This window comes from Wolbachia endosymbiont (group A) of Rhinocyllus conicus (assembly GCF_947250775.1).
Taxonomy (GTDB): domain Bacteria; phylum Pseudomonadota; class Alphaproteobacteria; order Rickettsiales; family Anaplasmataceae; genus Wolbachia.
In genome coordinates this window covers 834,149-857,610 of record NZ_OX366349.1, presented here as the reverse complement: position 1 = coordinate 857,610, position 23,462 = coordinate 834,149, and the positions used below count along the sequence as shown (strand labels likewise).

At 34.8% G+C, this 23,462-nt stretch carries 34 protein-coding genes and 2 tRNA genes; 30 read left to right on the top strand and 6 right to left on the bottom strand.

Annotated features, from left to right (window positions below):
• Window positions 1-29 precede the first annotated feature (29 nt).
• From OOK92_RS04345 to OOK92_RS04325, 5 genes are all read right to left on the bottom strand, one after another.
• Complete coding sequence (locus tag OOK92_RS04345) at window positions 30-1,007, bottom strand: hypothetical protein (protein ID WP_264735336.1); 978 nt, start codon at window positions 1,005-1,007, stop codon at window positions 30-32.
• Between the two features lie 95 nt (window positions 1,008-1,102).
• Entirely contained in the window at window positions 1,103-2,551 is a 1,449-nt protein-coding gene (locus OOK92_RS04340; protein WP_264735335.1) for an ankyrin repeat domain-containing protein, read from the bottom strand.
• A 161-nt stretch (window positions 2,552-2,712) separates the two neighbouring features.
• The gene (locus tag OOK92_RS04335) at window positions 2,713-2,949 is read right to left on the bottom strand and encodes a hypothetical protein (RefSeq protein WP_264735334.1); all 237 of its coding nucleotides are present in this window, start codon (window positions 2,947-2,949) and stop codon (window positions 2,713-2,715) included.
• 158 nt (window positions 2,950-3,107) lie between these two features.
• A complete protein-coding gene (locus tag OOK92_RS04330; RefSeq protein ID WP_264735333.1) occupies window positions 3,108-4,364 on the bottom strand; it encodes a WD_0033/WD_0034 family tandem repeat-containing protein in 1,257 nt (418 codons plus the stop codon).
• Between the two features lie 469 nt (window positions 4,365-4,833).
• Entirely contained in the window at window positions 4,834-6,177 is a 1,344-nt protein-coding gene (locus OOK92_RS04325) for an ankyrin repeat domain-containing protein (protein WP_264736358.1), read from the bottom strand.
• Between the two features lie 115 nt (window positions 6,178-6,292).
• Between OOK92_RS04325 and glpX the strand changes: the two genes are divergently transcribed.
• Window positions 6,293-7,210, top strand: coding sequence for a class II fructose-bisphosphatase (gene glpX / locus OOK92_RS04320; protein ID WP_264736381.1), 918 nt, complete (start codon window positions 6,293-6,295; stop codon window positions 7,208-7,210).
• Window positions 7,211-7,391: 181 nt separating this feature from the next.
• Here glpX and OOK92_RS04315 read toward each other — a convergent pair whose 3' ends face one another.
• Entirely contained in the window at window positions 7,392-7,892 is a 501-nt protein-coding gene (locus OOK92_RS04315) for a hypothetical protein (RefSeq protein WP_253309092.1), read from the bottom strand.
• Window positions 7,893-8,075: 183 nt separating this feature from the next.
• Between OOK92_RS04315 and carA the strand changes: the two genes are divergently transcribed.
• From carA to OOK92_RS04170, 29 genes are all read left to right on the top strand, one after another.
• Window positions 8,076-9,167 (top strand): glutamine-hydrolyzing carbamoyl-phosphate synthase small subunit, encoded by a 1,092-nt coding sequence (gene carA / locus OOK92_RS04310; RefSeq protein ID WP_264736357.1) that lies wholly within the window; start codon window positions 8,076-8,078, stop codon window positions 9,165-9,167.
• 114 nt (window positions 9,168-9,281) lie between these two features.
• Window positions 9,282-9,363, top strand: a tRNA-Tyr gene (locus OOK92_RS04305).
• Window positions 9,364-9,367: 4 nt separating this feature from the next.
• Window positions 9,368-9,438: transfer RNA gene (locus OOK92_RS04300), tRNA-Gly, on the top strand.
• Window positions 9,439-9,517: 79 nt separating this feature from the next.
• Window positions 9,518-10,690, top strand: a complete 1,173-nt coding sequence (tuf, locus tag OOK92_RS04295; protein WP_264329094.1) for an elongation factor Tu — start codon at window positions 9,518-9,520, stop codon at window positions 10,688-10,690.
• 14 nt (window positions 10,691-10,704) lie between these two features.
• Window positions 10,705-11,025, top strand: a complete 321-nt coding sequence (rpsJ, locus tag OOK92_RS04290) for a 30S ribosomal protein S10 (RefSeq protein WP_264736356.1) — start codon at window positions 10,705-10,707, stop codon at window positions 11,023-11,025.
• Window positions 11,026-11,034: 9 nt separating this feature from the next.
• Window positions 11,035-11,757 carry a 50S ribosomal protein L3 gene (rplC, locus tag OOK92_RS04285; RefSeq protein WP_253309090.1) on the top strand — a complete coding sequence of 241 codons (723 nt, stop codon included), beginning with the start codon at window positions 11,035-11,037 and terminating at the stop codon, window positions 11,755-11,757.
• Window positions 11,758-11,759: 2 nt separating this feature from the next.
• Window positions 11,760-12,374, top strand: a complete 615-nt coding sequence (gene rplD / locus OOK92_RS04280) for a 50S ribosomal protein L4 (protein ID WP_264736355.1) — start codon at window positions 11,760-11,762, stop codon at window positions 12,372-12,374.
• Window positions 12,371-12,658, top strand: a complete 288-nt coding sequence (locus OOK92_RS04275) for a 50S ribosomal protein L23 (protein WP_064124642.1) — start codon at window positions 12,371-12,373, stop codon at window positions 12,656-12,658. The genes rplD and OOK92_RS04275 overlap by 4 nt, the downstream gene beginning before the upstream one ends.
• A 1-nt stretch (window position 12,659) precedes the next feature.
• Window positions 12,660-13,484 (top strand): 50S ribosomal protein L2, encoded by an 825-nt coding sequence (rplB, locus tag OOK92_RS04270; protein WP_253309089.1) that lies wholly within the window; start codon window positions 12,660-12,662, stop codon window positions 13,482-13,484.
• Between the two features lie 3 nt (window positions 13,485-13,487).
• Window positions 13,488-13,772 (top strand): 30S ribosomal protein S19, encoded by a 285-nt coding sequence (gene rpsS, locus OOK92_RS04265; protein ID WP_006279181.1) that lies wholly within the window; start codon window positions 13,488-13,490, stop codon window positions 13,770-13,772.
• Between the two features lie 5 nt (window positions 13,773-13,777).
• Window positions 13,778-14,128 carry a 50S ribosomal protein L22 gene (gene rplV / locus OOK92_RS04260; protein ID WP_096616838.1) on the top strand — a complete coding sequence of 117 codons (351 nt, stop codon included), beginning with the start codon at window positions 13,778-13,780 and terminating at the stop codon, window positions 14,126-14,128.
• 39 nt (window positions 14,129-14,167) lie between these two features.
• Window positions 14,168-14,782: a 30S ribosomal protein S3 gene (rpsC, locus tag OOK92_RS04255; protein ID WP_264736354.1), complete on the top strand. Its 615-nt coding sequence runs from the start codon at window positions 14,168-14,170 to the stop codon at window positions 14,780-14,782.
• Between the two features lie 11 nt (window positions 14,783-14,793).
• Window positions 14,794-15,207, top strand: a complete 414-nt coding sequence (gene rplP / locus OOK92_RS04250; protein ID WP_250294844.1) for a 50S ribosomal protein L16 — start codon at window positions 14,794-14,796, stop codon at window positions 15,205-15,207.
• Window positions 15,208-15,218: 11 nt separating this feature from the next.
• Window positions 15,219-15,422, top strand: a complete 204-nt coding sequence (gene rpmC / locus OOK92_RS04245; protein WP_006279350.1) for a 50S ribosomal protein L29 — start codon at window positions 15,219-15,221, stop codon at window positions 15,420-15,422.
• Window positions 15,415-15,651: a 30S ribosomal protein S17 gene (rpsQ, locus tag OOK92_RS04240; protein WP_264732192.1), complete on the top strand. Its 237-nt coding sequence runs from the start codon at window positions 15,415-15,417 to the stop codon at window positions 15,649-15,651. Before rpmC ends, rpsQ begins: the two co-directional genes overlap by 8 nt.
• Before the next feature lie 13 nt (window positions 15,652-15,664).
• Complete coding sequence (gene rplN, locus OOK92_RS04235; protein ID WP_006279348.1) at window positions 15,665-16,024, top strand: 50S ribosomal protein L14; 360 nt, start codon at window positions 15,665-15,667, stop codon at window positions 16,022-16,024.
• Entirely contained in the window at window positions 16,024-16,341 is a 318-nt protein-coding gene (gene rplX, locus OOK92_RS04230) for a 50S ribosomal protein L24 (RefSeq protein WP_182182782.1), read from the top strand. The genes rplN and rplX overlap by 1 nt, the downstream gene beginning before the upstream one ends.
• 6 nt (window positions 16,342-16,347) lie before the next feature.
• Entirely contained in the window at window positions 16,348-16,881 is a 534-nt protein-coding gene (rplE, locus tag OOK92_RS04225; protein ID WP_010962750.1) for a 50S ribosomal protein L5, read from the top strand.
• Between the two features lie 16 nt (window positions 16,882-16,897).
• A complete protein-coding gene (gene rpsN / locus OOK92_RS04220; protein ID WP_064124653.1) occupies window positions 16,898-17,206 on the top strand; it encodes a 30S ribosomal protein S14 in 309 nt (102 codons plus the stop codon).
• 21 nt (window positions 17,207-17,227) lie between these two features.
• On the top strand, window positions 17,228-17,623 hold the full coding sequence (rpsH, locus tag OOK92_RS04215) for a 30S ribosomal protein S8 (RefSeq protein WP_264736353.1): 396 nt from the start codon (window positions 17,228-17,230) through the stop codon (window positions 17,621-17,623).
• Between the two features lie 16 nt (window positions 17,624-17,639).
• Window positions 17,640-18,185 carry a 50S ribosomal protein L6 gene (gene rplF / locus OOK92_RS04210; protein ID WP_253309084.1) on the top strand — a complete coding sequence of 182 codons (546 nt, stop codon included), beginning with the start codon at window positions 17,640-17,642 and terminating at the stop codon, window positions 18,183-18,185.
• Window positions 18,186-18,190: 5 nt separating this feature from the next.
• Window positions 18,191-18,562: a 50S ribosomal protein L18 gene (gene rplR, locus OOK92_RS04205; RefSeq protein ID WP_250294835.1), complete on the top strand. Its 372-nt coding sequence runs from the start codon at window positions 18,191-18,193 to the stop codon at window positions 18,560-18,562.
• A gap of 12 nt (window positions 18,563-18,574) precedes the next feature.
• Window positions 18,575-19,087 carry a 30S ribosomal protein S5 gene (gene rpsE / locus OOK92_RS04200; protein ID WP_264736352.1) on the top strand — a complete coding sequence of 171 codons (513 nt, stop codon included), beginning with the start codon at window positions 18,575-18,577 and terminating at the stop codon, window positions 19,085-19,087.
• Window positions 19,088-19,090: 3 nt separating this feature from the next.
• Window positions 19,091-19,561, top strand: coding sequence for a 50S ribosomal protein L15 (rplO, locus tag OOK92_RS04195; protein ID WP_264736351.1), 471 nt, complete (start codon window positions 19,091-19,093; stop codon window positions 19,559-19,561).
• A 3-nt stretch (window positions 19,562-19,564) separates the two neighbouring features.
• The gene (gene secY, locus OOK92_RS04190; protein ID WP_253309081.1) at window positions 19,565-20,893 is read left to right on the top strand and encodes a preprotein translocase subunit SecY; all 1,329 of its coding nucleotides are present in this window, start codon (window positions 19,565-19,567) and stop codon (window positions 20,891-20,893) included.
• Window positions 20,890-21,531 (top strand): adenylate kinase family protein, encoded by a 642-nt coding sequence (locus tag OOK92_RS04185; protein ID WP_264732200.1) that lies wholly within the window; start codon window positions 20,890-20,892, stop codon window positions 21,529-21,531. The genes secY and OOK92_RS04185 overlap by 4 nt, the downstream gene beginning before the upstream one ends.
• A 59-nt stretch (window positions 21,532-21,590) precedes the next feature.
• Window positions 21,591-21,959, top strand: a complete 369-nt coding sequence (rpsM, locus tag OOK92_RS04180) for a 30S ribosomal protein S13 (protein ID WP_264736350.1) — start codon at window positions 21,591-21,593, stop codon at window positions 21,957-21,959.
• Between the two features lie 24 nt (window positions 21,960-21,983).
• Window positions 21,984-22,370 (top strand): 30S ribosomal protein S11, encoded by a 387-nt coding sequence (rpsK, locus tag OOK92_RS04175; RefSeq protein WP_264732204.1) that lies wholly within the window; start codon window positions 21,984-21,986, stop codon window positions 22,368-22,370.
• Between the two features lie 21 nt (window positions 22,371-22,391).
• On the top strand, window positions 22,392-23,459 hold the full coding sequence (locus OOK92_RS04170) for a DNA-directed RNA polymerase subunit alpha (RefSeq protein WP_253309078.1): 1,068 nt from the start codon (window positions 22,392-22,394) through the stop codon (window positions 23,457-23,459).
• The last annotated feature ends 3 nt before the right edge of the window (window positions 23,460-23,462 follow it).

Genomic DNA, 23,462 nt, shown 5'->3' with positions numbered 1-23,462 from the left:
TTAATGGTTTAAGAGATTTTCTAAAGAAATTATCTTATAGCTTCAAGATTGTGTAGGCCAGTCACTTGACATATTACATTGGTAGGAATACCCACTTCAAGTAGATTTTTTGCCATTTCTGTTCTCCCTATTTTTTTACCCTTTTCTTTATCAATCTGTATTCTTTTAGATACTGACATAATTAATGAATAAAATTTATCACGTATTTCTTCATCCTCAATTTTATTATACTCTCTCACTAAATCTAGTACTCCATTTTCTCCTTCTCTATCCTCATTACTTCTTTCAATTTCAACATTGCCTTTTTCTATTAGTTCACTAATTTTCGGCAGTAGAGTTTGAGCGTGCGTTGATAATTTGTCTGCTGCGTTACATAGTTTTCCTATTGTCATGATATGTGTTCCTTGCTCATAGCGTCGTATTTGACCACCTGTTAAACCGACTTCATTTCCTAAATCCTCCTGAGAACGTCCTCTTGCTAGCCTCCAGTCTTTCATATTTTCCCCTGTTTTATAGGCTATAAAATTAACTATCTCTGTTTTATTATGTTTCTCAAGTTCATCTTTAGACAAGCCTGTTGTTTGGAGAATGATATCAACAGAAATACCCGCTTTAAGTAAATTCTTTGCTACTTTAATCTTTCCTGCTTTTTTACCTTCTTCTTCCCCCACCTGGATAGATTTATTTAATGCAGAGGCTATCTTACATAATTCCTGGTTCCTAAATTTTTTACATTCTCTAACTAGATTTAATGTTTTTTCTACCTCACCTTTCTCTGATGCCATCGATTCAGGCAGTAGTTTTGCCATATCAATCATTAGTTCCACTACTATCATACAGAATATAATGATTGAAATCGGATTTTCCCCTCGCTCATATCTGGACATTTGCTTCTCTAATACTCCGACTTTACTTCCTAGACCTGCCTGAGTATATCTTTTCTTTTCCCTCTCATGTTTTAATTTTTTCCCTACTTCGTAGTCTGTTAACTTTGTGTCATTAGTCATGTCTCTTTAAAAGAATCTCAAGAAAAGATATACTCTTTAACCTAAGATTCTATTAAAGGAGACTTTCCTTTGCACTACCGTAAGAGAGTAAGACTTCAGTAAAAATCATATTTGATGATGTCCAAGCTGTCCTTCTCAACGTTTTCAACATTTTCGGGAATAGTTAATTTTCTTGTTCCTGCTATGTATTCAACTACCTCTAAATAATCATCATTCCATTGACCATTAAGGGCATAATGTAATGGTGTATTCCCATATTTCTTAGTGGCCTTAATTTCAGCTCCTCTCTCTATGAAATATTTTACTAAATCAATGTTAGCGTGGTAAGCAGCCCAATGTAGAGGCGTTCTGCCCTCATTGTCAGTTACATTTATATCCACGTTTCGCTTCTCCACAAGATACTCTACTACTTCACTATTACACCAATAAGCTGCCCAATGTAGTGGTGTACTACCTAGATTATCAGTGACATTAAAATTTATTCCTTCTTCTTCTACTAGATACTCAAGGACACATGACATACCAGACTCATCTCCTATAGCTGCATAATGTGCTAGCGTACAACCATTGCTACTAATGGCATTCTTGTCGGCACCATCTTCTATAAGATTTTCTACCACATATGAGTACCCACAAAAAGCAGCTATATGCAAGGGTGTTATCCCATGTCTATTAGTTGCTTTCATGTTTGCTCCTTTTTCTACTAGATATCTAGCTGTTCTCTCACAACCACCATGAGCAGCGTGATGCAGAACAGTATTACCCTTCTTGTTTGCTGCATTTATGTTGAAGTTTTTTTCTTCCACTAGATACCTAGCTATTTCTAACTTGCCACCTATAGCAGCTATGTGTAGAAGTGTGTCACCGTCTTCATCAGTAGCATTAATATTTGCTCCTTCTGCTATAAAATATCTTACTATATCTAAGTTACTTGCTACACGTAGAATGTTATCGTTAATATTAGCACCTTTCTCTACAAGACATACAGCTATATCTGTGCTACCTTTATAAGCAGCAATATACAAAGGAGTATATCCATACCTATTAACAGCATTAATATCAGCACCTTTTTCTATAGGATGTTTAACTGCTTCAAGATTACCTTCTTCCACAGCTAAATGCAAAGGCGTATTCCCTTCATCATTCTTAACATCTTTCTTATCTACTAAATACTTTTCTATGATGTTACACATATCAGTATGACCATTTTGAAACGCATAAAACATAGGTGTACCTTCTTTGTGGTGATAATCAGTAATACTAAGATCAGCACCTTTATCTACTAGAAGTTTTACTACACCAATGTTTCCTGAAGAGGCAGCATAATGCAAAGGAGTCCAACCCTCTTCATCTTGAGCATTTAAGTCAGCTCCTTCACTTAGAAGAAGACGTGCGGTTAGATACAAATTACCTTTTTCAGCAGCTAAATGTAAAGGTGTTTTGCCTGCAATACTAGTATCTATGGGTTTGCCATTTAGATATTTTGTACTTTGGTCAGACGTTTCTTTAACATTATCCTTTTTTTCAACATATTTTTTTGTCATAATGACCTCACTAAATTAATAAAACTATTCCATTCTACAGACACAAACATTATTTTTTTATTAACTGTAAAACCCGTATAAATTCCTATATGCACTGCTCATTCTCTCTCATGAGGGCATTCATAATTATGCTAATATCTTATATATATTAATTAATAAACTCACTTTCTTCCCTCTTCAATGGCCTCTTCTATAACAGCAGCTATTTCGTTCAGCTTCTTCAACTGACTCACTTCTGGGTTTTTACGCATTTCCTTCAGCACCTTTTGATAAAGATCTTGTCTTTTCTCATTATCGAGCAGTTTGCAGTATAGTTTTAGCTGCTCAGGGGTCTTTGATAGTAGTCGTGCTAGCGTATTGTTGCTTAATTCTCTACTGCTATTGTTATTATTACTCATGTAAAAATCCTCACTAATTAACGCTTCAATTTTTTTTAATGTTTACTACTGTTTTCTTAGTAGTATTGGCATAAAGCCATCTATTTTGGCGGAAGTCAAGAAATTTTTTAAATATTTATTTGTTATTAATAATGGTAAATATATTGATTTCGGTAGCTTCACAAACTAGGAAGAGGTTTTTCATCTAGTCGTTCTATATCTTCCACTTTTTCTAGCTTTGTGCCAGGCTTTAGAGCATTATACAACGCATAACTCACACAAGCTAATCCAACAATCCCGCCAACTACTGCTATAGCGTACATTTTCAATATACAAGCTACAATACCACAGACTAGTAATGCCGCACCAACACTACCAACTATGACTGCCTGCGTTGTTAATGGTTTTTCTCTTTTATCTGTAGCATTATCATCAAAACGAGGTTTGGGAGATAGGTCATTGGAAGCATTTGACTCTTGTTCATCAGTCTTCACTGAAGTTTGCTGGACTTTTTCGCTGTTTTCACATATAGGCTGAAGACCTTCACTACTTTTATTGACATCTTCGCATAATCCGGTGTCAGTGGTAGCTTTATCAATTACAGGTTTATGCTCCACATCAAAACTACATACTTCAGTTACTATTTCACATGCGTTAGCTGGCATATCAGTAGCTCTGGTACTATCAATTACAGAAGCAGTATCTTTATGTTCTGTAGTTGTTGTTGCATTAAGACTCAAACTATCTTCATCGCATGGTGCAGTTGTAGTACTAGCATTGGTGGCAGTCTCTGTTACAACAGTAAGAAATGGTGCTTGTTGTTCTATAGTTGTTCTCTTATTAAGCACACCTCCCAGTTCTCTAGAAAATTTTAAGATTTCTTCTACAGCTTCACTATTTTCACACTCTTCAGCATAGGTGAATGGGGTGTAAATCATTTCCTCGCCATCTGAATGTTTTATAATTATTCTCTTTTTTAGAATATCTTTCAAAATACCATTTTCCTCAGAGATTTTTAACACTACTCTCATAATGTCATTGTCTCTACGTGATATAGCATCTGTAAGTATTGTATGAGTTTCTTCCCGACCATCTGAATGTTTTGTGGTCATCTCTTCATTCAGAACTTCCTTTAATAGTTTTTGTTTTTTGGCTTCTTCTAAAAGATCTTTTACAGCTTGATTATTTTTATGACTTATAGCATAATGTAGTAGTGATAATGTCTCCTCTCTGTTCTGATATTTATAAGTTATTTTCGCTAAAAGAATCGTGCTTGTATTGTAGCTGGACTTTTTGAATATTCCATTTCTGAACTTTCTAGCAATACCTTTCCCTTCCTCTATTTTGCTTGCTAGCTTTTGAATATTCTTTCCATCTTTATTTGTTAACTCATATATATCACATACTAATTCACCAGTCAGTTTTGGCGTTTCCATAATGTTTTCCCCTATTAAGATTTATTGATTTAGTTGTAGTAGTTGAAATAGCAAACCGGTTAAGTTGCCTAGTTTGGTTCTTTCTTTCAATCAAAGGTATTCTACTGTTTTAAATTCCATGTAAAGATTTAGCTTATCTTTTACATCTAAACAGCATTAACACGATTTGCCTTTTTGTAGATGAGTAATTCTCTAGGGATTATCCTATTGAATTCTATGATATTATTTTTTGTAACATTGTTATGCACGTCAATACTGAAAATAGACAATGACTAGGGTTTCTTTTGCCTTTCTTTTCATTTGGTAAATTTCTTAAATGTTTATGGCTAAAGTAATTTAGGCCTACCGACAACCGTCATCCCGCTACGTGTTAGCGGGATCTATGCTAAGATACCGTGAATGAATCGCGGTATGACGTAGGGCTGTGCTAGTATAGATCCCAGTTTTAGCTACTCGGATGACACCCTTCCTAGTGGAGATTTTTCTCAAATCGCAATGTTTGTGCAGTTTTTGAACTCACGTGTTCAACTTTATTTTTTTCCATTTCTCTATAGCTTGGTAATGTAGAATTTTTTACATGTAATCCGATATATGTTGCAACCAAAGCAGCTATAACACCACAAACCACCGCACCAGCCACAGATGGAACCATCACAGCAGCAGCAATGAATAACCCTGTAACAACAACTCCAACAACATCTTTTGTTAATGAGGTGTAAAAATTTTTCTTATATTTAGTTTCTTTTTCATTTGGCACAGAAAATTGAGCATCTAAGAAGCCGTTAGCTTTATTATCATTATTTGGTGTGGCAGTTTGGTCAGTCCTTGTTGATACAGGTGTTTTATTTTCGTTATTATGATTTAGCTGGCCATTTGGTGTATTTACAGGTCTACTACCAATGTTTCCATTACTGCTGCTGGGTCCAGCTCTATTTCCATTTTCTTCTACATCAGATGTTTCTGGTGTAATAAAGTTTAAAAGCACCTGAGTAATTTCTTTTTGTGTAGTATTCATAGCTAACTCTAAAGCTGCTCGTCTGCTTTCAGCATTCACATAACCTAAAAATGCCTCAAATTCTTGGACATTACCTTGAACAATAGCAAGACGCAGAGCGTTAAATTTTTCTTCTTCATTAAATTTGCCACTATTCAAAAGTATCTTTACAACGTCAGCTTGTTTTTTTATTGCGGCATGATCTAATAAAGTATAAGCCGTATCTTGAATACCATTGACTTTAATGTCTGAATTTGTGAGCAATCCAACAACCCTTAGGAATATACTGCGATCGCCGGTAATACTAGGCCCTTCTGAACGAACAGCATAATAAAGCAAAGTCCAACCATCCTGGTTTGTTATTTTTATATCTATTTCCTCCTTTTTAAGCTTCTCACCAAATTCCTGAGCAGTTATACTAGGGTTATTAGTTACAATTTCCTTTATCTTGTTGTATGACGTAGCAAATTGACTACCTCTGGAGTTATTAGAATCTGCTGCATTGCTGCCTGCTCCATTTTCTTCTACATCAGGTTCTCTTTCCTCATTTACCTCTGTAGTTATCTGTTCTTGTTGAGGAATCTTGAACCCATTTCTAAGAAAAAGATCCTTAACGCGTGGGTTGTTATTTTCGGTTGCATGTTTTAGAAGTAAGTCTCCTAATAAATTGTCTCCTTCACACTTATCTTGAAAATTAACTTCTTTCCACTTTGGTTCCTTTTGCAAATCTTTAAGACTAGCAATTCCCTTATCATCATATTTTACAATTGTAGCTATCTTTCGATACAACTCTCTAATATCATCATTACTATATTCCATAACTAAACCTACTACTATATGTTAGTTTATTATAGCAACTTTCTCACAACCAGTCAAGACATATTGCAGTTTCAAGCAGCATGATATATATTGAATATAGTTCTTAAAGCAAATGATGGAAGATTTAGCCTATAAATTAGTTAAAGTGACCGAAGCTGCAGCACTTGCTGCATATAAACTAGCAGGCTTCGGCGATGAAAAAAGGGCTGATCAGGTTGCAGTTGATGCAATGCGTACAGTATTAAATTCAATGGAAATAAATGGTACTATCGTAATTGGTGAAGGTGAGAGAGATTCAGCACCAATGCTATATATTGGCGAGAAGGTTGGTACAGGAAATGGTCCTGAAATCGACATTGCTGTTGACCCACTTGAGGGTACCACAATTTGCGCTCACCATAAACAAGGGGCAATGTCCGTTCTTGCTGCAACGAAAAAAGGTGATTTTTTACATGCACCTGATGTTTATATGGAAAAGATAGCAGTAGGAAAAAATCTTCCAGAGGGTGTAGTCTCACTAAAAAATAGCATTGAAAAGAATCTAGACAATTTAGCCAAGGCAAAAGGATGTAAAGTAAATGATCTTGCAGTAACTATACTTAATCGTGAAAGGCATGATGAATTAATAGTGAAAATCAGGAAGTTAGGAGCAAAAGTTAAACTAATAGATGATGGTGATGTTGCGGCCGTAGTTTCACTAGTAAATGGCAATCACGATATGTATATCGGAATAGGAGGGGCACCAGAAGGGGTGCTTGCGGCTACAGCGCTGAGTTCAATCGGTGGACAGATGGAGGGAAGATTAATATTTGACACAGATCAGTTAAGAGAAAGAGCAAAAAATTTAAATATTGATGACCCAGAAAAAATCTACACCATAAAAGATATGACAAGAGGTGAATCAGTGTTTATTGCAACTGGAGTAACAAGCGGAGAACTTGTGGATGGAGTTGAATTGAATCATAATACCTATTCAACTAATTCTTTAATAATTCTACCTAACAAGCTGATAAAGGTGCAAGTTATAAGTTAGGTTAATTATTTTTCAATATATGATGTAAGAGTTAAAGGGAGTGTTAAAATGTTAGATTCATTTTCTCAAGAGAAACTAATTGTACAAGAAGTTCCTCAAGACCGACATAAAAAGAAGGCTGAACCCTTTTCAAAACCTTCTATCTATTGTTTCTTAAACCACTCTGCTGAACGGAGACAGTTTAGGCTGTTATGCCTGGCGGCTTTGTTGGAATAAGTTTTTCAACATTGCTAACAATAAAATTGATTGTATCGTCAGCTACCTTATCGAATTTATCATTTATCTCTTTTCCTATTTTTTCATTTTTAACATATTCGTGTAGAGCTAAAGCAGTTATAGCTGCACATGCTGCAATTAAGCCAGTTTTTGCTATAATGAGCATTGATAATCCTCCTGCAAATATAAATGTTAATCCAATAGCTAGGTTTATAATTTTACTTTGTGTTGTTTGTTGTGCTGCCTGATTCTGATCTACTTTTTCTTTTTCAAGAGCGTTTGATATTGTTTTTGAGAAAATTTTTACCGCGATTGTTGCAATTGCGATCATAGCTAATCCTATGGCTATTTTTGCTAAGAGAAAAAATGATGGGAACACCATCGCAAAGAATAGTAAGCCAGCTCCTACAATTAGTAACTTATTTTTAGGTTGGATTTCATTTGATATAATAAACCTCCATTTCATAACTGCCGGAGTATACCTAATATAAAATACGGAGATAGTCAACATATTTTATGAAAGGGCACGTTAAAAGTTTTTTTCATGTTGTTCTTCGCCGCCTCGTGGTTAAATTTGGAATTTTAGAAAGAGTTACGTATTATTTGAAATTCTTGTATACTGTTTTGAATCAGTTAAATAGATAATGAAGTGCAGGACGCAGTTTTAATTTTACAAGATGGTAAATGCTTTTGGGGAAAATCAGTAGGTAAAAAAGGCAAGTGCATAGGTGAGGTCTGTTTTACCACTGGTATGACCGGTTATCAGCATACTATAACTGATCCTTCTTTTGCTGATCAAATTATAACGTTCACTTTTCCTCATATTGGTAACATTGGAATAAACCATAAAGATAATGAAGGAGAGAAAATTTTTGCAAGTGGTGTGGTTATGCGTGAACTTTCTTCTATGTCCCACCCTTCTTCATATATCAGTTTAAATGATTGGTTAGAGAAAAATAACGTGATTGGGATATCAGGAATTGATACTAGAGCTTTAACGAGACATTTGAGAAAACATGGATCTCAAAGTGGAATGATATGCCCGTCAAGCGAGACGCATGTGTTGGACAAATTGAAGGAATACAAATCTGTAAATGGGATAGAAATAACCAATAAAGTCAGCTTGCATAGTAATTTTAAAAGTGACCTTAATGCAAAATATAGGGTTGTAATCGTTGATTTTGGCGTAAAAATCAGTATAGTTTCACGCTTAATAGAACTTGGTTGTACAGTTGAATTAATCAGACCAAGCACAGGTTTTGCTCAAAAAGTGTTGAGTATGAATCCAGATGGTATAGTGCTTTCAAATGGTCCTGGTGATCCGCAAGAAATAGGAGAAAGTGTAGTTTCAGAGATAGACATTATTATAAAATCTAAAATACCAATTTTTGGCATATGCATGGGTCATCAATTACTTGCGATTACTTTGGGAGCAAAGACCATCAAGATGGATATTGGTCACCGAGGGAGTAACCATCCAGTTTATGATGTAATTAGTGGAAAAGTTGAGATCACTAGCCAAAATCATGGTTTTGTTGTTGATTCAGCTTCTCTTCCAAGTAATGTTGAAATTACTCACATTTCTCTATTTGATAATAGTGTAGAGGGGATAATGATGAAGGATTACTTAGTCTTTTCTGTGCAATATCATCCAGAAGAAGCGCCAGGTACGCATGATTCGCATTATTTATTTAGACGTTTTATTGGCAATATTGTGTTGTATAAAATGAAATCTGCATGATTTTAATCAGGGTAGGTTTTATTGCTTGATTTTTTAATTTTAGGCGTTTAGTATTAAATACAATAAAAGCTTGAGTTAAGGTACTAAAATAGCGTTCTCTTAACAAATTTTTGTGGAGGAGTGACCGAGTGGTTAAAGGTAACAGACTGTAAATCTGTCCGCATTGCGTACGTAGGTTCGAATCCTACCTCCTCCATTGTGCGGGTATAGCTCAATGGTAGAGCTCTAGCCTTCCAAGCTAGTGACGTGGGTTCGATTCCCACTATCCGCTCTTTTTTTTTGTTGTATTTTTATAAAATCAACATATTATTTATTGGTGTATTTGTATTTTAGGTAGAAAAGTTTAAATTATGACAGCAGTAGTGGAAGCATTTGGAAAGCCGCATGTAAATGTGGGAACAATAGGACATGTGGATCATGGGAAGACAACGTTAACAGCGGCGATAACAAAGCATTATGGAAATTTTGTAGCGTACGATCAGATAGATAAGGCGCCAGAAGAAAGGAAAAGGGGGATAACGATAGCAACAGCGCATGTTGAGTATCAGACGGAAAAAAGGCATTATGCACACGTTGATTGTCCTGGACATGCTGACTATGTAAAGAACATGATAGTAGGTGCAGCACAGATGGATGCGGCGATATTGGTAGTGTCGGGGGTTGATGGGCCAATGCCACAAACGAGAGAGCATATATTGCTAGCGAAGCAGGTAGGTGTTGGATATATCGTGGTGTATATAAATAAAGCTGATGTTGCTGATGCTGATATGATAGATTTGGTAGAAATGGAAGTGAGGGAATTGCTGAATAAATACGGATTTCCAGGGGATGAAGTGCCTGTGGTAGTGGGGTCTGCATTGAAAGCGCTGGAGGATGACAGTAGCGAATATGGAAAGAAATCAATAGATAAATTGATGGAAAAGTTAGATGAGTATGTGGCAGTTCCACCAAGGCCTGTGGATTTACCATTTTTATTGCCAATCGAGGATGTATTTTCGATATCGGGGCGAGGAACGGTGGTAACAGGAAGGATAGAGAAGGGAGAGATAAAGACGGGAGAAGAGATAGAGATAATAGGTCTGAAAGCGACGCAAAAGACGATATGCACAGGTGTAGAAATGTTTAAGAAGTTGCTGGATAAGGGAAGTGCAGGACTCAATGTAGGAATATTGTTAAGAGGAACAAAAAGAGAAGAAGTGGAGAGAGGGCAAGTATTAGCAAAACCGGGGACGATAACGCCGCATAGAAAGTTTAGGGCGGAGGTTTATATATTAAAGAAAGAGGAAGGAGGAAGGCATACACCATTTTTTGCGAATTACCAGCCACAGTTTTATTTAAGGACAACGGATGTAACCGGGAGCATAAAATTGCTAGATGGGAAGGAGATGGTAATGCCAGGAGATAATGTGAGTGTAGAAGTAGAATTGCAAGTACCGATAGCAATGGATAAGGGATTGCGTTTTGCGATAAGAGAAGGCGGTAGAACTGTTGGTTCTGGTGTTGTTTCTGAAATTTTGGAGTAAGAGTAGTAACTAAGATGAAGCAAGATATATATATTAACATTAAGGCTTTCGATTGTTCTTTATTGGAGGAGTGTGTTCGAAAATTTGTTGATGAATTAAAGCGGTCCAATGCAAAATTATCTGGTCCGATTGCGTTGCCAAGAAAAGATTCTAAATTTATTGTTAATAGATCTCCTCACGTTGATAAAAAATCTCGTGAACAGTTTGAAATGAGAACTTCTAGGCGTTTGATTGTTTTACATGATCTTACTCCTACTATGATGCAGATGCTTACAGGTTTATCTTTTTCTGCTGGCGTAGAAGTGGATTTAAAAGTCAAGAAAGTTAAGGTTTAGGAGAAGGAAATGAAGAGAATAAATTCGCTGAGGAGAATTGGTTTACTAATGATGAATATTGGTCATACTGCTATGTATTCTGACAATAGTCGCATGGCTGTAACTTTATTGCATCTCAGCGAAACTTATATTGTTGATATAAAAGGACAAGATAAATGTGGCTATAATTCAGTCATTTTAGGCACAGGAGATTTTAAAAATATAGCAAAACCTCAGTTGGAATATTTAAAGAAAAAGGGTATAAATAATAAATGTAAGTTATACGAAAGTAGATTAAATGACCTGTCGGGAATAGAATGTGGTAAAAAAGTGGGAATCAATCATTTTGTGGTTGGTCAATATCTTGATATTACGGGTTATTCTATAGGTAAAGGATTTGCTGGTGTGATGAAGCGGCATAACTTCAGTGGGCTTAGGGCATCTCATGGTGTTTCTATTGCTCACAGATCACAAGGTTCCACTGGTCAATGTCAGGATCCTGGTAGAGTATTCAAAGGAAAGAAAATGGCTGGTCATTTAGGTAACAGCAGAATAACTGCACAAAATATGAAGATATTATCCATTGATCATGAAAATAGTATAATTGCTGTGAAGGGTAATAATGTTCCTGGGTTTAAAAATTCCTATGTTTTTGTAAGAGATGCAGTTAAAAAATCTTTACATAAAGATGTTCCTTTTCCGGTAGGTTTACTGTTAGATGTAAATGATGATGCTAGTAATTTGGTAAGTTAGTTATGGAATGTAATTTAGTTAATCTATCTAATAATAATGTAGGTACTGCTCAGCTCAATCCTTTGATATTTTCTGCTAAGCAAAAATTGAGTATTTTGCATGATATAGTGAGATGGCAATTAGCGAAGAGAAGAGCTGGTACTCATAAAACAAAAGGTATCAGTGATGTCTCTGGTACAACAGCTAAACCTTATGGTCAAAAACGTACCGGTAGGGCAAGACAAGGGAGCTTGCGATCTCCTCAATTTAGAGGTGGTGGGATTATTTTCGGCCCTGTTGTGAGGAGTCATACTTATTCTCTTAATAAGAAGGTACGCAAATTTGGTTTAAAAATTGCTTTATCTCTAAAGTATTTAAATAATCAAGTGATTATTCTGGATAATTTAAATATTGATGTGAAGAAAACGTCTGAAATGTGTAAATGTATTAAAAATTTTAAATTTTCTTCCTTTTTGATAGTTGGTGATTATGGAGATAATTTGTTGCGTGCTGTTAGAAACTTGCATTATGTAGACTTAACCAAACCTATTGGGTTAAATGTCTTTGATATATTGAATCACGAATGCGTGATGTTGACAAAGGATACTTTAAAGCATCTTGAAGGTAGATTGTTATGATCAAATATAATAATATAATAAAATCTCCTATAATTACAGAAAAGGCCTCTTTTTTGAGGGAGAAGTTTAATAAATATTCTTTGTATGTTTTTGTAAATGTAAATAAGCGTCAAATAAAGTTGGCAATAGAGTCTCTATTTGATGTTAAAATTTCTTCTATAAATGTTGTTAGAATTAAGCCTAAATATAGGCGTTTCAGGGGTGTGATTGGTTGTGAAAAACAGAAAAAGAAAGTTTATTTTTCTTTGATAGATGGTCAAAAATTAGATATAATGAGCGTTTAATATGGGTATGAAATTTTTTAATCCTGTTACTCCGTCTTCTCGTGGGACTGTGTTAGTAAGTAAAGTTGGTTTATCAAAAGATGAGCCAGAAAAGTCTCTTACATCCGGTAAAAAGTCCAGTGGTGGAAGAAATAATTATGGTAGAATTACAACTCGTCATAGGGGTGGTGGTCACAAAAAGAAGTATAGAGTTATAGATTTTAAGCGTAATAGAAGTGGTCAGGGTATAGTTGAAAAAATAGAGTATGATCCAAATAGAAGTGGGTTTTTAGCGTTAATATCATATAAGGAAGATGATATTAAGTCTTATATATTAGCTCCTCAAGGTATGAAGCCTGGTGATATTGTTACAGCTGGAAATGATGCTGATATTTTGCCAGGTAATTGTTTGCTACTCAAGTATATACCTGTTGGTTCTTTCGTTCATAATGTTGAGCTGAAGCCAGGTAATGGTGCTGCGATTGCTAGAGCTGCTGGTTGTTATGCGCAAATCGTTGGTCGTGATGGCCAATATGTTTTATTACGACTCAGGTCTGGTCAAATTAGGTTGATTTTATCTTCTTGCAAGGCTACTATTGGTGTAGTATCTAACCCTGACCATAAGAATAGAAAGCTGGGTAAAGCTGGAAGAAGTAGGTGGCTTGGAATTAGACCTACTGTGCGTGGGGTTGCAATGAATCCGGTTGACCATCCTCATGGAGGTGGGGAAGGAAAAACCTCTGGTGGTCGTCATCCTGTTACTCCTTGGGGTGTTGCAACAAAAGGAAAGAAAACTCGGAGGAAAAATAAATCTAGTGATAAGTATATAAAACAATTGAAAGGTTAGTTTATGAGTAGATCTGCGTGGAAGCCTCCTTTTTGTCATCCTTCTATATTAAAGTCGGTGAATAATGCTTTAAACAAGGGGTTTGTTAACATGGCTATAAAAGTTCATTCCAGGGCTTCTGTAATTCTTCCTAATTGTTTAGGTTTAAAGTTTGCTGTTTATAATGGTAAGGATTACATTCCTGTTAATGTTAATGATCAGAATATGATAGGTCATAAGTTTGGTGAATTTTCGCCCACTCGTAAATTTACTGGGCATAGTGGTGATAAAAAGGCGACAAGAAGGTAATTGATATGAAAAACAGAGATGTAATAGTTAAAGCTGGTTCTAGGGTTTTAAAATCAACTCCTCGTAAATTGAATTTGGTTGCTGGTTTAGTACGTAATAAAAAAGTTTCTTTTGCCACTGTGCAATTAAGATTTTGTGAAAAGAAAGCTGCGGGTCTTATAAGGAAGGTATTAAATTCTGCGATTGCTAATGCTCAATATAATTATGGATTGGATATCGATAATTTATATATAAAAGAAATTTCAATAGGTAAGTCTCTTACTTTGCGTAGGGTATGTCCAAAAGCTATGGGTAGAGCTAATAGAGTTAGTAAACGTTATAGTAATATAACTGTAAAATTGGGAGAAATTATATGATTCATAAAAATAGAAAATTAATAAGGAAAGTGCAAAAGTATGGGAAACGTTAATCCTAAAGGATTTAGGTTAAAAATAATTAATACTTGGTCATCTGTTTGGTATGCTGAGAAGGGTTATAAACAAGGGTTGCATCAAGATTTATCTATTCGCAGTTATATAAATGAATCTTTTAAGCATGCTGGTGTTTCTAAAGTAATTATAGAGCGTACAATCGATTTGGTGTCTGTAATAATACATTCTTCTAGACCTGGAGTGATAATAGGTAAGAAAGGCTCAGATATTGAGAAGATAAAGCAAAAAATAGCTGAAAAAGTAAAAAATAATGTGGAAGTGAATGTAGTAGGAGTTAAAAGGTCTGAAATAGATGCAGTTTTAATATCAAGCAGCATTGCACAACAGTTAGAAAAAAGGGGTTCATTTAGAAGAGCGATGAAAAAAGCTATTCAAAGTTGTTTGAGGATGGGTGCTAGAGGTATTAAAGTAAGTTGTTCTGGGCGCCTTGGCGGAGCTGAGATAGCTCGTACTGAATGGTATAAAGAAGGTCGTTTGCCTTTACACACTTTACGTGCTAATATAGATTATGCTTTTTGTGAAGCAAAAACTATATATGGTATTATAGGAGTTAAGGTTTGGGTTTATATTGGTAATTAAGGTATATTGAGATGTTTGTTCCCAAAAAGAGTAAATATAAGAAGGTATTTAAGGGGCGAATTAAGGGTAATACAAAAGGTGGTAGCACATTATCTTTTGGAGATTATGGCTTAAAAGCTGTAGAAGCAGGTAGGATTCAGTCTAAGCATATTGAAACTGCAAGGCGTGTAATATCTAGAACATTAAAACGCTCTGGTAAAGTGTGGATAAGAATTTTTCCTGATACCCCTGTTAGTAAAAAGCCGGCAGATGTACGTATGGGTAAGGGAAAAGGTAGTGTTGAATTTTGGGTGTTTAAAGCTAAGCCCGGTAGAATGTTGTTTGAGATTAGCAGTGATGTTCCCATGCATTTAGCAAGATTGGCGCTTGAAAAGGCAACCGCTAAGCTCCCTATGAAGTGTAAATTTGTATCTAATCATAATTAAATGGAGTTGCAATGGATATAGCTGACATTGAATCGAGGTCTTCACAAGAATTGCATGAAATTCTTGTAAATTTGAGAAAAGAGTTTGTTAATTTGGTTTTTCAAAAGAAGTTGGGGCAGTGCAACAATATTTCGCGTTTTAGCTTAATAAGAAAGAGCATAGCTCGTATTCTAACTACATTAAATAAAAGAAGAAGAGAGGAAAAGAATGCCTAAAAAGGTTTTTTGTGGTACTGTAACTAAGGCTAAGTGTGATAAGACTGTAAAGGTTTCGGTATTACAAGTGTATAAGGATCAGCTGTATAAAAAGGTTATAAAAAAATACAAGAAGTATACAGCACATGATGAGAATAATAGTTGTAAAGAAGGGGACAAGGTTTTAATACAAGAACACAAGCCTATTTCTACTACTAAAAAATGGGTTGTTGTTAATAGCTCACATTGAATAGGATATTTATATGATTCAAAAAAATACATTGTTGGAAGTAGCTGATAATTCTGGTGCGCGTGCAGTGCTTTGTATTGGTTTATTGGGTGGTAGAAAGTCTGCATCTATAGGTGACACAGTTATTGTATCTACTAAATCTATTACTCCAAGAGGGAAGGTTGAGAAGGGAAAAGTATATAGAGCAGTTGTGGTGAGGGTGAAAAGCCCTATTAGAAAATCTGATGGTTCTGTAATTCGTTTTTCTAGCAATGCTGTAGTTTTGATTAACGATCAAGGTGAACCACTTGGCACTCGGGTATTTGGTCCGGTAAAAAAGTTATCATCTGGTTCTTTTATGAAGATAATGTCATTAGCTGTTGAGGTTTTATAATGAGTGCTAAAATAAAAAGTGGTGACGACGTTATAGTTTTAACTGGTAGAGATAAGGGAAAAATTGGTAAAGTGATTAAAGTTGTGGCATGTGATGCTAAAAAGAAAGTAATTGTTTCTGGGGTAAATGTACATAAGAGACACACTAAACCAAAAGCTGGTAGTAGTGGTGGTATATTAAATAAAGAGTTAGCTATTGATATATCCAACGTTGCAACATTGGACCCTAAATATAAAACTCCAACTAGAGTGGGGTTTAAGGTTATAGACGGTAGAAAAGTGCGTTTTGCAAAAGTTTCTGGAGAAGTGATAGATTAGGTTGATATGTTTAAAGAATTGTATAAAGATAGCATAGTAAAGTCCTTAAAGGATAAGTTTAATTACGGCAATATCATGCAAGTGCCTAAACTTGTCAAGGTGTGTATCAATATGGGCGTTGGAGATGCTGCTACAGATAGTAAAGCAATAAATGAACCACTTGATAGCCTATATTTGATTGCTGGGCAGAAGCCTTTATCAACTTTTGCAAAAAAATCTATTTCTGGCTTCAAGATCAGAAAAGGTGCTACAGTAGGTTGCAAAGTAACTTTGCGTAGAGATAAAATGTATGAGTTTTTAGAAAGATTGATATATATTGCTTTGCCAAGGGAAAAAGATTTTAGAGGATTTAGTGTGAAGCAATTTGACGGTAATGGTAATTTTTCCTTTGGTATAAAGGAACATATCTCGTTTTTAGAAATAGACTATGATAAAATAAGTAAAATTAGAGGTATGGATATTAATATTATAACAAGTGCAGTTAGTGATAAGGAAGCAAAGGAATTATTACTGGCTCTTAAATTTCCTTTTTTTGATTAATTGAGAGGAGAAATATATGGCAAAAAAATCTATGATAGAGAGAAATCTTCGCAGAATAAAGCTGTGCGATCAATATAAAGAAAAAAGAGAGAAATTGAAATCTATAATAAATAATAAGAATTTGTCTATTGTAGAAAGGTTTACAGCTCAAAATAAATTAATTAAAAAATTGCCTAGAAATTCTTCTAAAACCAAAATTAGAAATAGGTGTGCTTTAACTGGGAGACCAAGAGGAGTATATAGAAAATTTGGTTTATGTAGAATTGTTTTGCGTGATTTATGTTCTTTTGGGCAAGTTCCAGGAGTTACAAAGTCTAGTTGGTAAATATAATATAAGGAGTATATTGTGGCGTTATCTGATAGTATTGGTGATTTTTTAACAAGGATACTTAATGCTCAATTGGCAATGCATAGAACAACAAGAGTGTTGTTTTCTAAAGTGAATTCTTCTATACTGAAGATTTTAAAAGATGAAGGGTATATCCTTGATTATGAAAAGCAAGTTGTAGATAATTTACCTTCTTTCATTGTAAAATTGAAGTATTATGAGAAGTCACCTGTAATTAGTGACATAGTTAGGGTGTCAAAGCCTGGTTGTCGTTGTTATTCTAAGTATAAGGACATTTCTAAAGCATATAATGGTCTTGGTATTTTTATTATATCGACACCCAAAGGAGTGATGACTGATTATAATGCACATAAGTTAAAGGTTGGTGGAGAAGTTTTGTGTCGTGTGTTTTAAATAATAGGAGAAATTCATGTCTCGTATAGGTGCTGCTCCTATCAATATTCCTGCTGGTATTTCAGTTGAATATAATAATGGTAGGATGTTAATAAAGAGTGCTAAGGCTGAAAAAGAGCTTAGCTTAATCAGTGATGTTGTGTGCCGGATTGTTGATAATCAGCTACTCCTTTCTGTGGATCAAGATAAAGATGATTATGATGAAATAAAGCCTATGTGGGGCACTTATAGGAGTAATATTAATAATATTATTAACGGCATGGTTGATGGTTTTTCTGTTAATCTTGAGATTAATGGTGTTGGATATAAGGCAGAGTGTGATGGTAAGTATTTGACTTTGTATCTTGGTTATAGCCATAATGTTAAATATAAAGTGCCTAAAGATGTTGAGATTAAGTGCATAAAGCCAACTCACTTAGTAGTTAGTGGTATGGATAAGCAAAAAGTCTATATGGTGGCATCTGATATATGCAGGATTAGGAAGTACGATCCTTATAAAGGTAAGGGTATTGTAATAAAGGGTAAATTTATGTTGCGTAAAGTTGTAAGTAAAAAGAAGTAATTAAGATGAGAAGGTTATATAATTTTTTAAGTAACTATGAAAAAAGGAAGTTGCGTAATAGAGCGAAGCTTGACAAGAGCGCTGAACGTTTGCGTATATCCATATTTAAATCTAATAGGCATTTTTATGTCCAGTTAATTAATGATGTAAAAGGAGTAACTCTCACTTCAGCTTCTACTTTGGATGCTAAAATTAAGGATGTATGTAAAGGAAAAGTCAATGCTGAAACTATAAAACAGGTTTCTTCTTTAATGATTGAGCGCTTATCTGGTCTGAAATTAGAACAAAAGCTAGTATTTGATCGTGGAGCGTATAAATATACAGGATTAGTTTCTCAATTTGCTGAGGCTTTAAGAAGTTCTGGATTTGAGTTTTAGAAGGTTTTGAATATGGCTATAAAGAATTTACAAAATAATAATGATTTATCAGAGCTTTTAGTTTCGGTACGAAGAGTAACAACGGTTACCAAAGGTGGCAGAAGATTTTCATTTTCAATTTTGGTTGTTGTTGGCGATGGGAAGGGTAGGGTAGGATGTGGAATAGGTAAGCACGCAGAAGTTGCTGAAGCAAGAGTCAAAGCTGTAAATGCTGCAAAGAAATCGATGATTAGAGTGTACTTGCGTGAAGGTAGAACTTTGCATCATGATATTAAAGCTAAATTTTGTTCTGGTGAGATAGTTTTAAGAACCGCAAGAGCCGGAACAGGTATTATTGCTGGTGGAGCGATTAGATCAGTTTTTGAGGTGTTAGGTATAAAGGATGTGGTAGCTAAATCCACTAGATCAAATAATCCTCATAATGTTATATGTGCGGTATTTAAGGCTTTTGATAGTATGTTATCTCCTCGTCAGGTAGCAAGCAAAAGAGGCAAAAAGATTAGCGAGATAGTTGGAAGCAGGTAAAGTATGAATAATGCTGTAAAATTAAACTCTATATTTACTAAGTTATCTAAGAAAAAGAAGCCTAGGTTGCTGGGTAGAGGTATCGGTTGTGGTAAAGGTAAAACATCCGGTAGAGGGCATAAAGGGCAAAAGGCTAGAAGTGGAGTTTCCATAAATGGTTTTGAGGGTGGACAACAGTCTATATATACTCGTTTGCCTAAAAGAGGTTTTAAGCCTATACGTAGGAACATATATTCTATAATTAATGTTGGCGATATACAGCGCTTAATGGAAGCTAAAAAAATAGTGAAAGACTCTGTTATAGATAAGGAGAGGCTGTATAGATTAGGTTTTATAAAGTCTATTAAAGATAAAATTAAACTTCTTAATAAAGGTAAGTTGAGCGAAAAATTTGTGTTTCATGTTAATTTTGCGTCAGAAGCTGCAAAAAAATCTGTAGCTTCAGTTGGTGGTAGTGTGGAAATACTATCGTAAATCATGGGCAATAAATCCGCATTTAATAGCTTGGATCCTACGTTGTTATATAAAGGCGATTTATTAAAACGTATATTTTTTACGCTAATAGCTTTAATTTGCTATCGCTTGGGTACTTATGTGCCTATTCCTGGAATTAATCTTGATGTAATTAATGATATATTTCCCAAAGAGGGCTCAGGTGTTTTTGGAGTATTTAATTTATTTTCTGGTGGTGCATTGGCTAGAATGACAATTCTAGCATTGAACGTTATGCCATATATAATGGCTTCTATCATTATTCAGTTGCTTTCTTCTGCGATTAAAGGAATGAAGGAAGTTAAGAATGATGGAGAGTCAGGCCGTAGAAAGATGAATTCTTATATACGCTACCTGACCATAGTAATTTGTGTATTTCAATCAATTCCAATTTTGGTTGGATTGGAAGGGATGAATAGGGAAGGGGTATTGGTTGTAATCGAACCTGGTGTTATGTTTCGTACAATAGGTGTTTTCAGCCTTTTAGGTGGAACTATGCTTTTAATATGGCTTGGTGAACGAATCAGTGCTAGCGGTATAGGCAATGGTATCTCATTAATCATTTTCACGGGCATAATATCAGAGTTACACAGCGCTTTGTCATCTCTGTTAACGTTAAATAAAAACGGTAGCGTATCGTTATTTATTATCCTTTTTGTTTTGGTATTGTTTTTTTTGCTGCTAGTCTTAGTCATTTTTGTAGAGTCTTCTTATAGAAAAGTTATTGTTCAACATCCTAAAAAGCAATTTAAAAGATTACATAATGACGATTTTACTTATATTCCATTGAAGATTAATTTATCTGGTGTAGTACCAACCATTTTTGCTAATGCAATTTTATTGACACCTATTTCAATTGCAAATTTCTATAAGGGGCACGCTTTTTCTGATTTTATTTTAAATTACTTTATGGCAAATAAAGTAGTATATATTGTAGCCTATTTGGTGCTGATAGTATTTTTTAATTTTTTCTATACCAATTTTATATTTAATCCAGAGGAAAACGCAGATTTTCTTAAAAAAAATGGTGGTTTTATACCTGGTAGAAGGCCTGGGAAACATACTTCTGATTACCTTCAAGATATAGTTTTTAAGTTGACATTCATTGGCTCTGCGTATTTGGTAGTCATATGTACTGTACCTGAAGTTATGAGATATTATTATGATATACCATTTATTTTTGGTGGGACGAGTTTACTGATTATAGTGAACGTTATTACTGATACTATTATGCAAATACAATCTTATATTTTTTCGAATAGGTACGATAGCTGGATAAAGAAATATGAGTCTAAAACGAGGAAAGTAAGATGATCATTACGATTTTTGGTCCTCCAGGTTCTGGTAAAGGTACTCAGTCAAGCTTGTTAATAGCAAAATATAATTTAAAATTAATTTCAGTGGGGGATTTATTAAGGAATATTATATCTGATGGCAGTGAGTTAGGTAAAAAAATAAAGGGTACCGTGGAATCTGGTAATTTAATTCAAGATGAAATTATATGTGGATTATTGCATGACCAGCTTGCATTAATGGATGATAATTGCTTATTAGATGGTTTTCCGAGAAATTTAAACCAGGCTCATTTTTTGACTCAAGTTTTGCAAGAAAAATATAATAGGGATGTTGATATTGTAATTGAACTGCAGCTTGACGATAATATTGCAATCGATAGATTAAAAAATCGTCTCGCGTGTTTGGACTGTAAAAGCATATATAGTGTATCTTCTTTTAAGAGTACTACTTGTGCTAAATGTAAAAGTACGAGGTTAGAGAAAAGAATTGATGATGCTGATATGTCTGCAATTAATAAGAGAATAAGTGAATATCACCTTCAAATGAAAGGTTTACGCGAGTATTATAAAGGCAAATTATTAACAATTGACGCTAATTTGAGTGTTGATGAGGTAACGCAAGAGATTGAAAGTAAAATTTCTTGTAATTTGGTTTGACTCTGAGTTGTTTTATGGTATAAATTAAGAGTTGTTATTAATAAAGTATCGAGGTACCAGTGGCACGTATTGCAGGCATAAATGTTCCAGTGAGGAAATGTGTTCCTTTTGCATTAACTTATATATATGGTATAGGTATTGCTACTGCGAATGTAATTTGTCACGCTTGTGAAGTTGATAAGCGCAAACGTGTTTCAGAATTACGAGATGAAGATATAGAAAAGATCAGCAGTTTCATTAGACAAAATTATGTTATAGAAGGTGAGCTCAGAAAAGAAGTGGCTATGAACATAAAATCTTTAGTGGAAATGGGATGCTATAGAGGAGTGAGACATAGAAAAGGTTTACCTGTGAGAGGGCAAAGGACTCATACTAATGCTAAGACTCGTAAAGGTAGATCTCGGTTGCCTATTGCTGGGAAAAAATAAAATTTATTATTATTGTGAGTTTTAATGAAAAAAGTCAAAACGGTTGGTAAGAGTACAAAGGAGTTTATTACTGGTGTTGTTCATATTCGTGCAACTTTTAATAATACTTTTGTAAATGTAACTGATGTTCATGGTAATACGCTATGTCAAACTTCTGTGGGTGCATGTGGTTTTTCAGGTTCGAGAAAATCCACACCTTATGCTGCAGGTAAGGCTGCGGAGGCTGCTGCGAAGAATGCAATGGAGAGATTTGGTATGAAGGTTGTCTCTGTAATAATTCGTGGTCCTGGCTTTGGTACCGAAGCTGCGGTTAAAGCACTTCAGAGCTGTGGGTTGACTGTGACTTCAATTGCAGATAAAACCGCAATTCCTCATAATGGGTGCAGGTTAAGAAAAAAAAGAAGAGTATAGGATATTTGAAAAGGTTGTTTTATGTATTATAATAATAATGTTTCTCTCTGTAGCAATTTAGATAAATTGATTAAACCTAGTTCAGTTAAGGTAATATCAGATGATTCAAGTGAAAAAGGTGATATAGTCCTAGAACCGTTGGAAAGTGGTTTTGCTTTAACATTAGGTAATGCATTAAGACGTGTAATGTTATCTTCTCTTAAAGGTAGTGCTGTTTATGGAATAAAAATTGAAGGTATAACTCATGAGTTTACTTCAATTCAAGGGGTAAGAGAAGACGTAACTGATATAGTATTAAATATGGGCATGTTGAGTTGTAAATTAAATGGTGCTTCTAATAAATGCTTAAATTTAAACGCTAAAGGGCCTTGCCAGGTATTAGCTGGGATGATAGAAACTGATGATCAATGCTCTATTGTTAATAAAGATTTGTTAATATGTACGCTGGGGCAAAATGTAGAGCTTAACATGACCATATATGTGGCTAGCGGAAAAGGTTATCTTCCTGTAACTAAGTATAAAGAAAATGAACTTTTGAAGCTTATGAGTGAACAGGATTTAATTGGTTTTATTCCAGTTAATGCTTTGTATAGCCCTGTTAACAGGGTTTCGTACAGGGTAGAGAATAGTCGTGTTGGCCAAGTGACTGATAAGGATAAGCTGATATTGTCAATTGAAACTGATGGTACAATCTCTCCAAGTCAAGCTGTTGACTCTGCTGCAAGAATATTACAGGAGCAACTTCAGCCCTTTATTAGTTCTGATGTAAGTTATAAAAAATCGCAGGTTTCTTCGTCTAGTGGTGCTAAAGATTTGGGTTATGACCCTGTCTTATTGCGTAAGGTAGATGAAATGGAATTATCTGTCAGGTCTCATAACTGTCTGAAAAACGAAAACATCACTTATATAGGTGATCTTGTGCAAAAGACAGAAGGTGAAATGTTAAGAACTGCTAATTTTGGCAGGAAGTCTTTGAATGAGATTAAGGCAGTTTTGGCTAATTTTGGCTTGTCTTTGGGTATGAATGTGCTAAACTGGCCGCCTAAGGATATAGATGAGTTGGCTAAACAACATACTGATGAAGATTAGGTG

Coding starts and splice junctions, on each gene's coding strand:
- rpsS (WP_006279181.1), top strand. CDS start 13,488: ATGAGTAGATCTGCGTGGAAGCCTCCTTTTTGTCATCCTTCTATATTA.
- rpsE (WP_264736352.1), top strand. CDS start 18,575: ATGGCTATAAAGAATTTACAAAATAATAATGATTTATCAGAGCTTTTA.
- rpsK (WP_264732204.1), top strand. CDS start 21,984: ATGAAAAAAGTCAAAACGGTTGGTAAGAGTACAAAGGAGTTTATTACT.
- rplN (WP_006279348.1), top strand. CDS start 15,665: ATGATTCAAAAAAATACATTGTTGGAAGTAGCTGATAATTCTGGTGCG.
- rplO (WP_264736351.1), top strand. CDS start 19,091: ATGAATAATGCTGTAAAATTAAACTCTATATTTACTAAGTTATCTAAG.
- rpsJ (WP_264736356.1), top strand. CDS start 10,705: ATGAAGCAAGATATATATATTAACATTAAGGCTTTCGATTGTTCTTTA.
- rpsQ (WP_264732192.1), top strand. CDS start 15,415: ATGCCTAAAAAGGTTTTTTGTGGTACTGTAACTAAGGCTAAGTGTGAT.
- rpsN (WP_064124653.1), top strand. CDS start 16,898: ATGGCAAAAAAATCTATGATAGAGAGAAATCTTCGCAGAATAAAGCTG.
- rplP (WP_250294844.1), top strand. CDS start 14,794: ATGTTTGTTCCCAAAAAGAGTAAATATAAGAAGGTATTTAAGGGGCGA.
- OOK92_RS04345 (WP_264735336.1), bottom strand. CDS start 1,007: ATGACTAATGACACAAAGTTAACAGACTACGAAGTAGGGAAAAAATTA.
- rplE (WP_010962750.1), top strand. CDS start 16,348: ATGTTTAAAGAATTGTATAAAGATAGCATAGTAAAGTCCTTAAAGGAT.
- OOK92_RS04315 (WP_253309092.1), bottom strand. CDS start 7,892: ATGAAATGGAGGTTTATTATATCAAATGAAATCCAACCTAAAAATAAG.
- rplR (WP_250294835.1), top strand. CDS start 18,191: ATGAGAAGGTTATATAATTTTTTAAGTAACTATGAAAAAAGGAAGTTG.
- rpsC (WP_264736354.1), top strand. CDS start 14,168: ATGGGAAACGTTAATCCTAAAGGATTTAGGTTAAAAATAATTAATACT.
- OOK92_RS04170 (WP_253309078.1), top strand. CDS start 22,392: ATGTATTATAATAATAATGTTTCTCTCTGTAGCAATTTAGATAAATTG.
- rplV (WP_096616838.1), top strand. CDS start 13,778: ATGAAAAACAGAGATGTAATAGTTAAAGCTGGTTCTAGGGTTTTAAAA.
- tuf (WP_264329094.1), top strand. CDS start 9,518: ATGACAGCAGTAGTGGAAGCATTTGGAAAGCCGCATGTAAATGTGGGA.
- OOK92_RS04185 (WP_264732200.1), top strand. CDS start 20,890: ATGATCATTACGATTTTTGGTCCTCCAGGTTCTGGTAAAGGTACTCAG.
- glpX (WP_264736381.1), top strand. CDS start 6,293: ATGGAAGATTTAGCCTATAAATTAGTTAAAGTGACCGAAGCTGCAGCA.
- rplB (WP_253309089.1), top strand. CDS start 12,660: ATGGGTATGAAATTTTTTAATCCTGTTACTCCGTCTTCTCGTGGGACT.
- OOK92_RS04325 (WP_264736358.1), bottom strand. CDS start 6,177: ATGGAATATAGTAATGATGATATTAGAGAGTTGTATCGAAAGATAGCT.
- secY (WP_253309081.1), top strand. CDS start 19,565: ATGGGCAATAAATCCGCATTTAATAGCTTGGATCCTACGTTGTTATAT.
- rplF (WP_253309084.1), top strand. CDS start 17,640: ATGTCTCGTATAGGTGCTGCTCCTATCAATATTCCTGCTGGTATTTCA.
- OOK92_RS04275 (WP_064124642.1), top strand. CDS start 12,371: ATGATCAAATATAATAATATAATAAAATCTCCTATAATTACAGAAAAG.
- rplD (WP_264736355.1), top strand. CDS start 11,760: ATGGAATGTAATTTAGTTAATCTATCTAATAATAATGTAGGTACTGCT.
- OOK92_RS04335 (WP_264735334.1), bottom strand. CDS start 2,949: ATGAGTAATAATAACAATAGCAGTAGAGAATTAAGCAACAATACGCTA.
- rplC (WP_253309090.1), top strand. CDS start 11,035: ATGAAGAGAATAAATTCGCTGAGGAGAATTGGTTTACTAATGATGAAT.
- OOK92_RS04340 (WP_264735335.1), bottom strand. CDS start 2,551: ATGACAAAAAAATATGTTGAAAAAAAGGATAATGTTAAAGAAACGTCT.
- rpmC (WP_006279350.1), top strand. CDS start 15,219: ATGGATATAGCTGACATTGAATCGAGGTCTTCACAAGAATTGCATGAA.
- OOK92_RS04330 (WP_264735333.1), bottom strand. CDS start 4,364: ATGGAAACGCCAAAACTGACTGGTGAATTAGTATGTGATATATATGAG.
- rplX (WP_182182782.1), top strand. CDS start 16,024: ATGAGTGCTAAAATAAAAAGTGGTGACGACGTTATAGTTTTAACTGGT.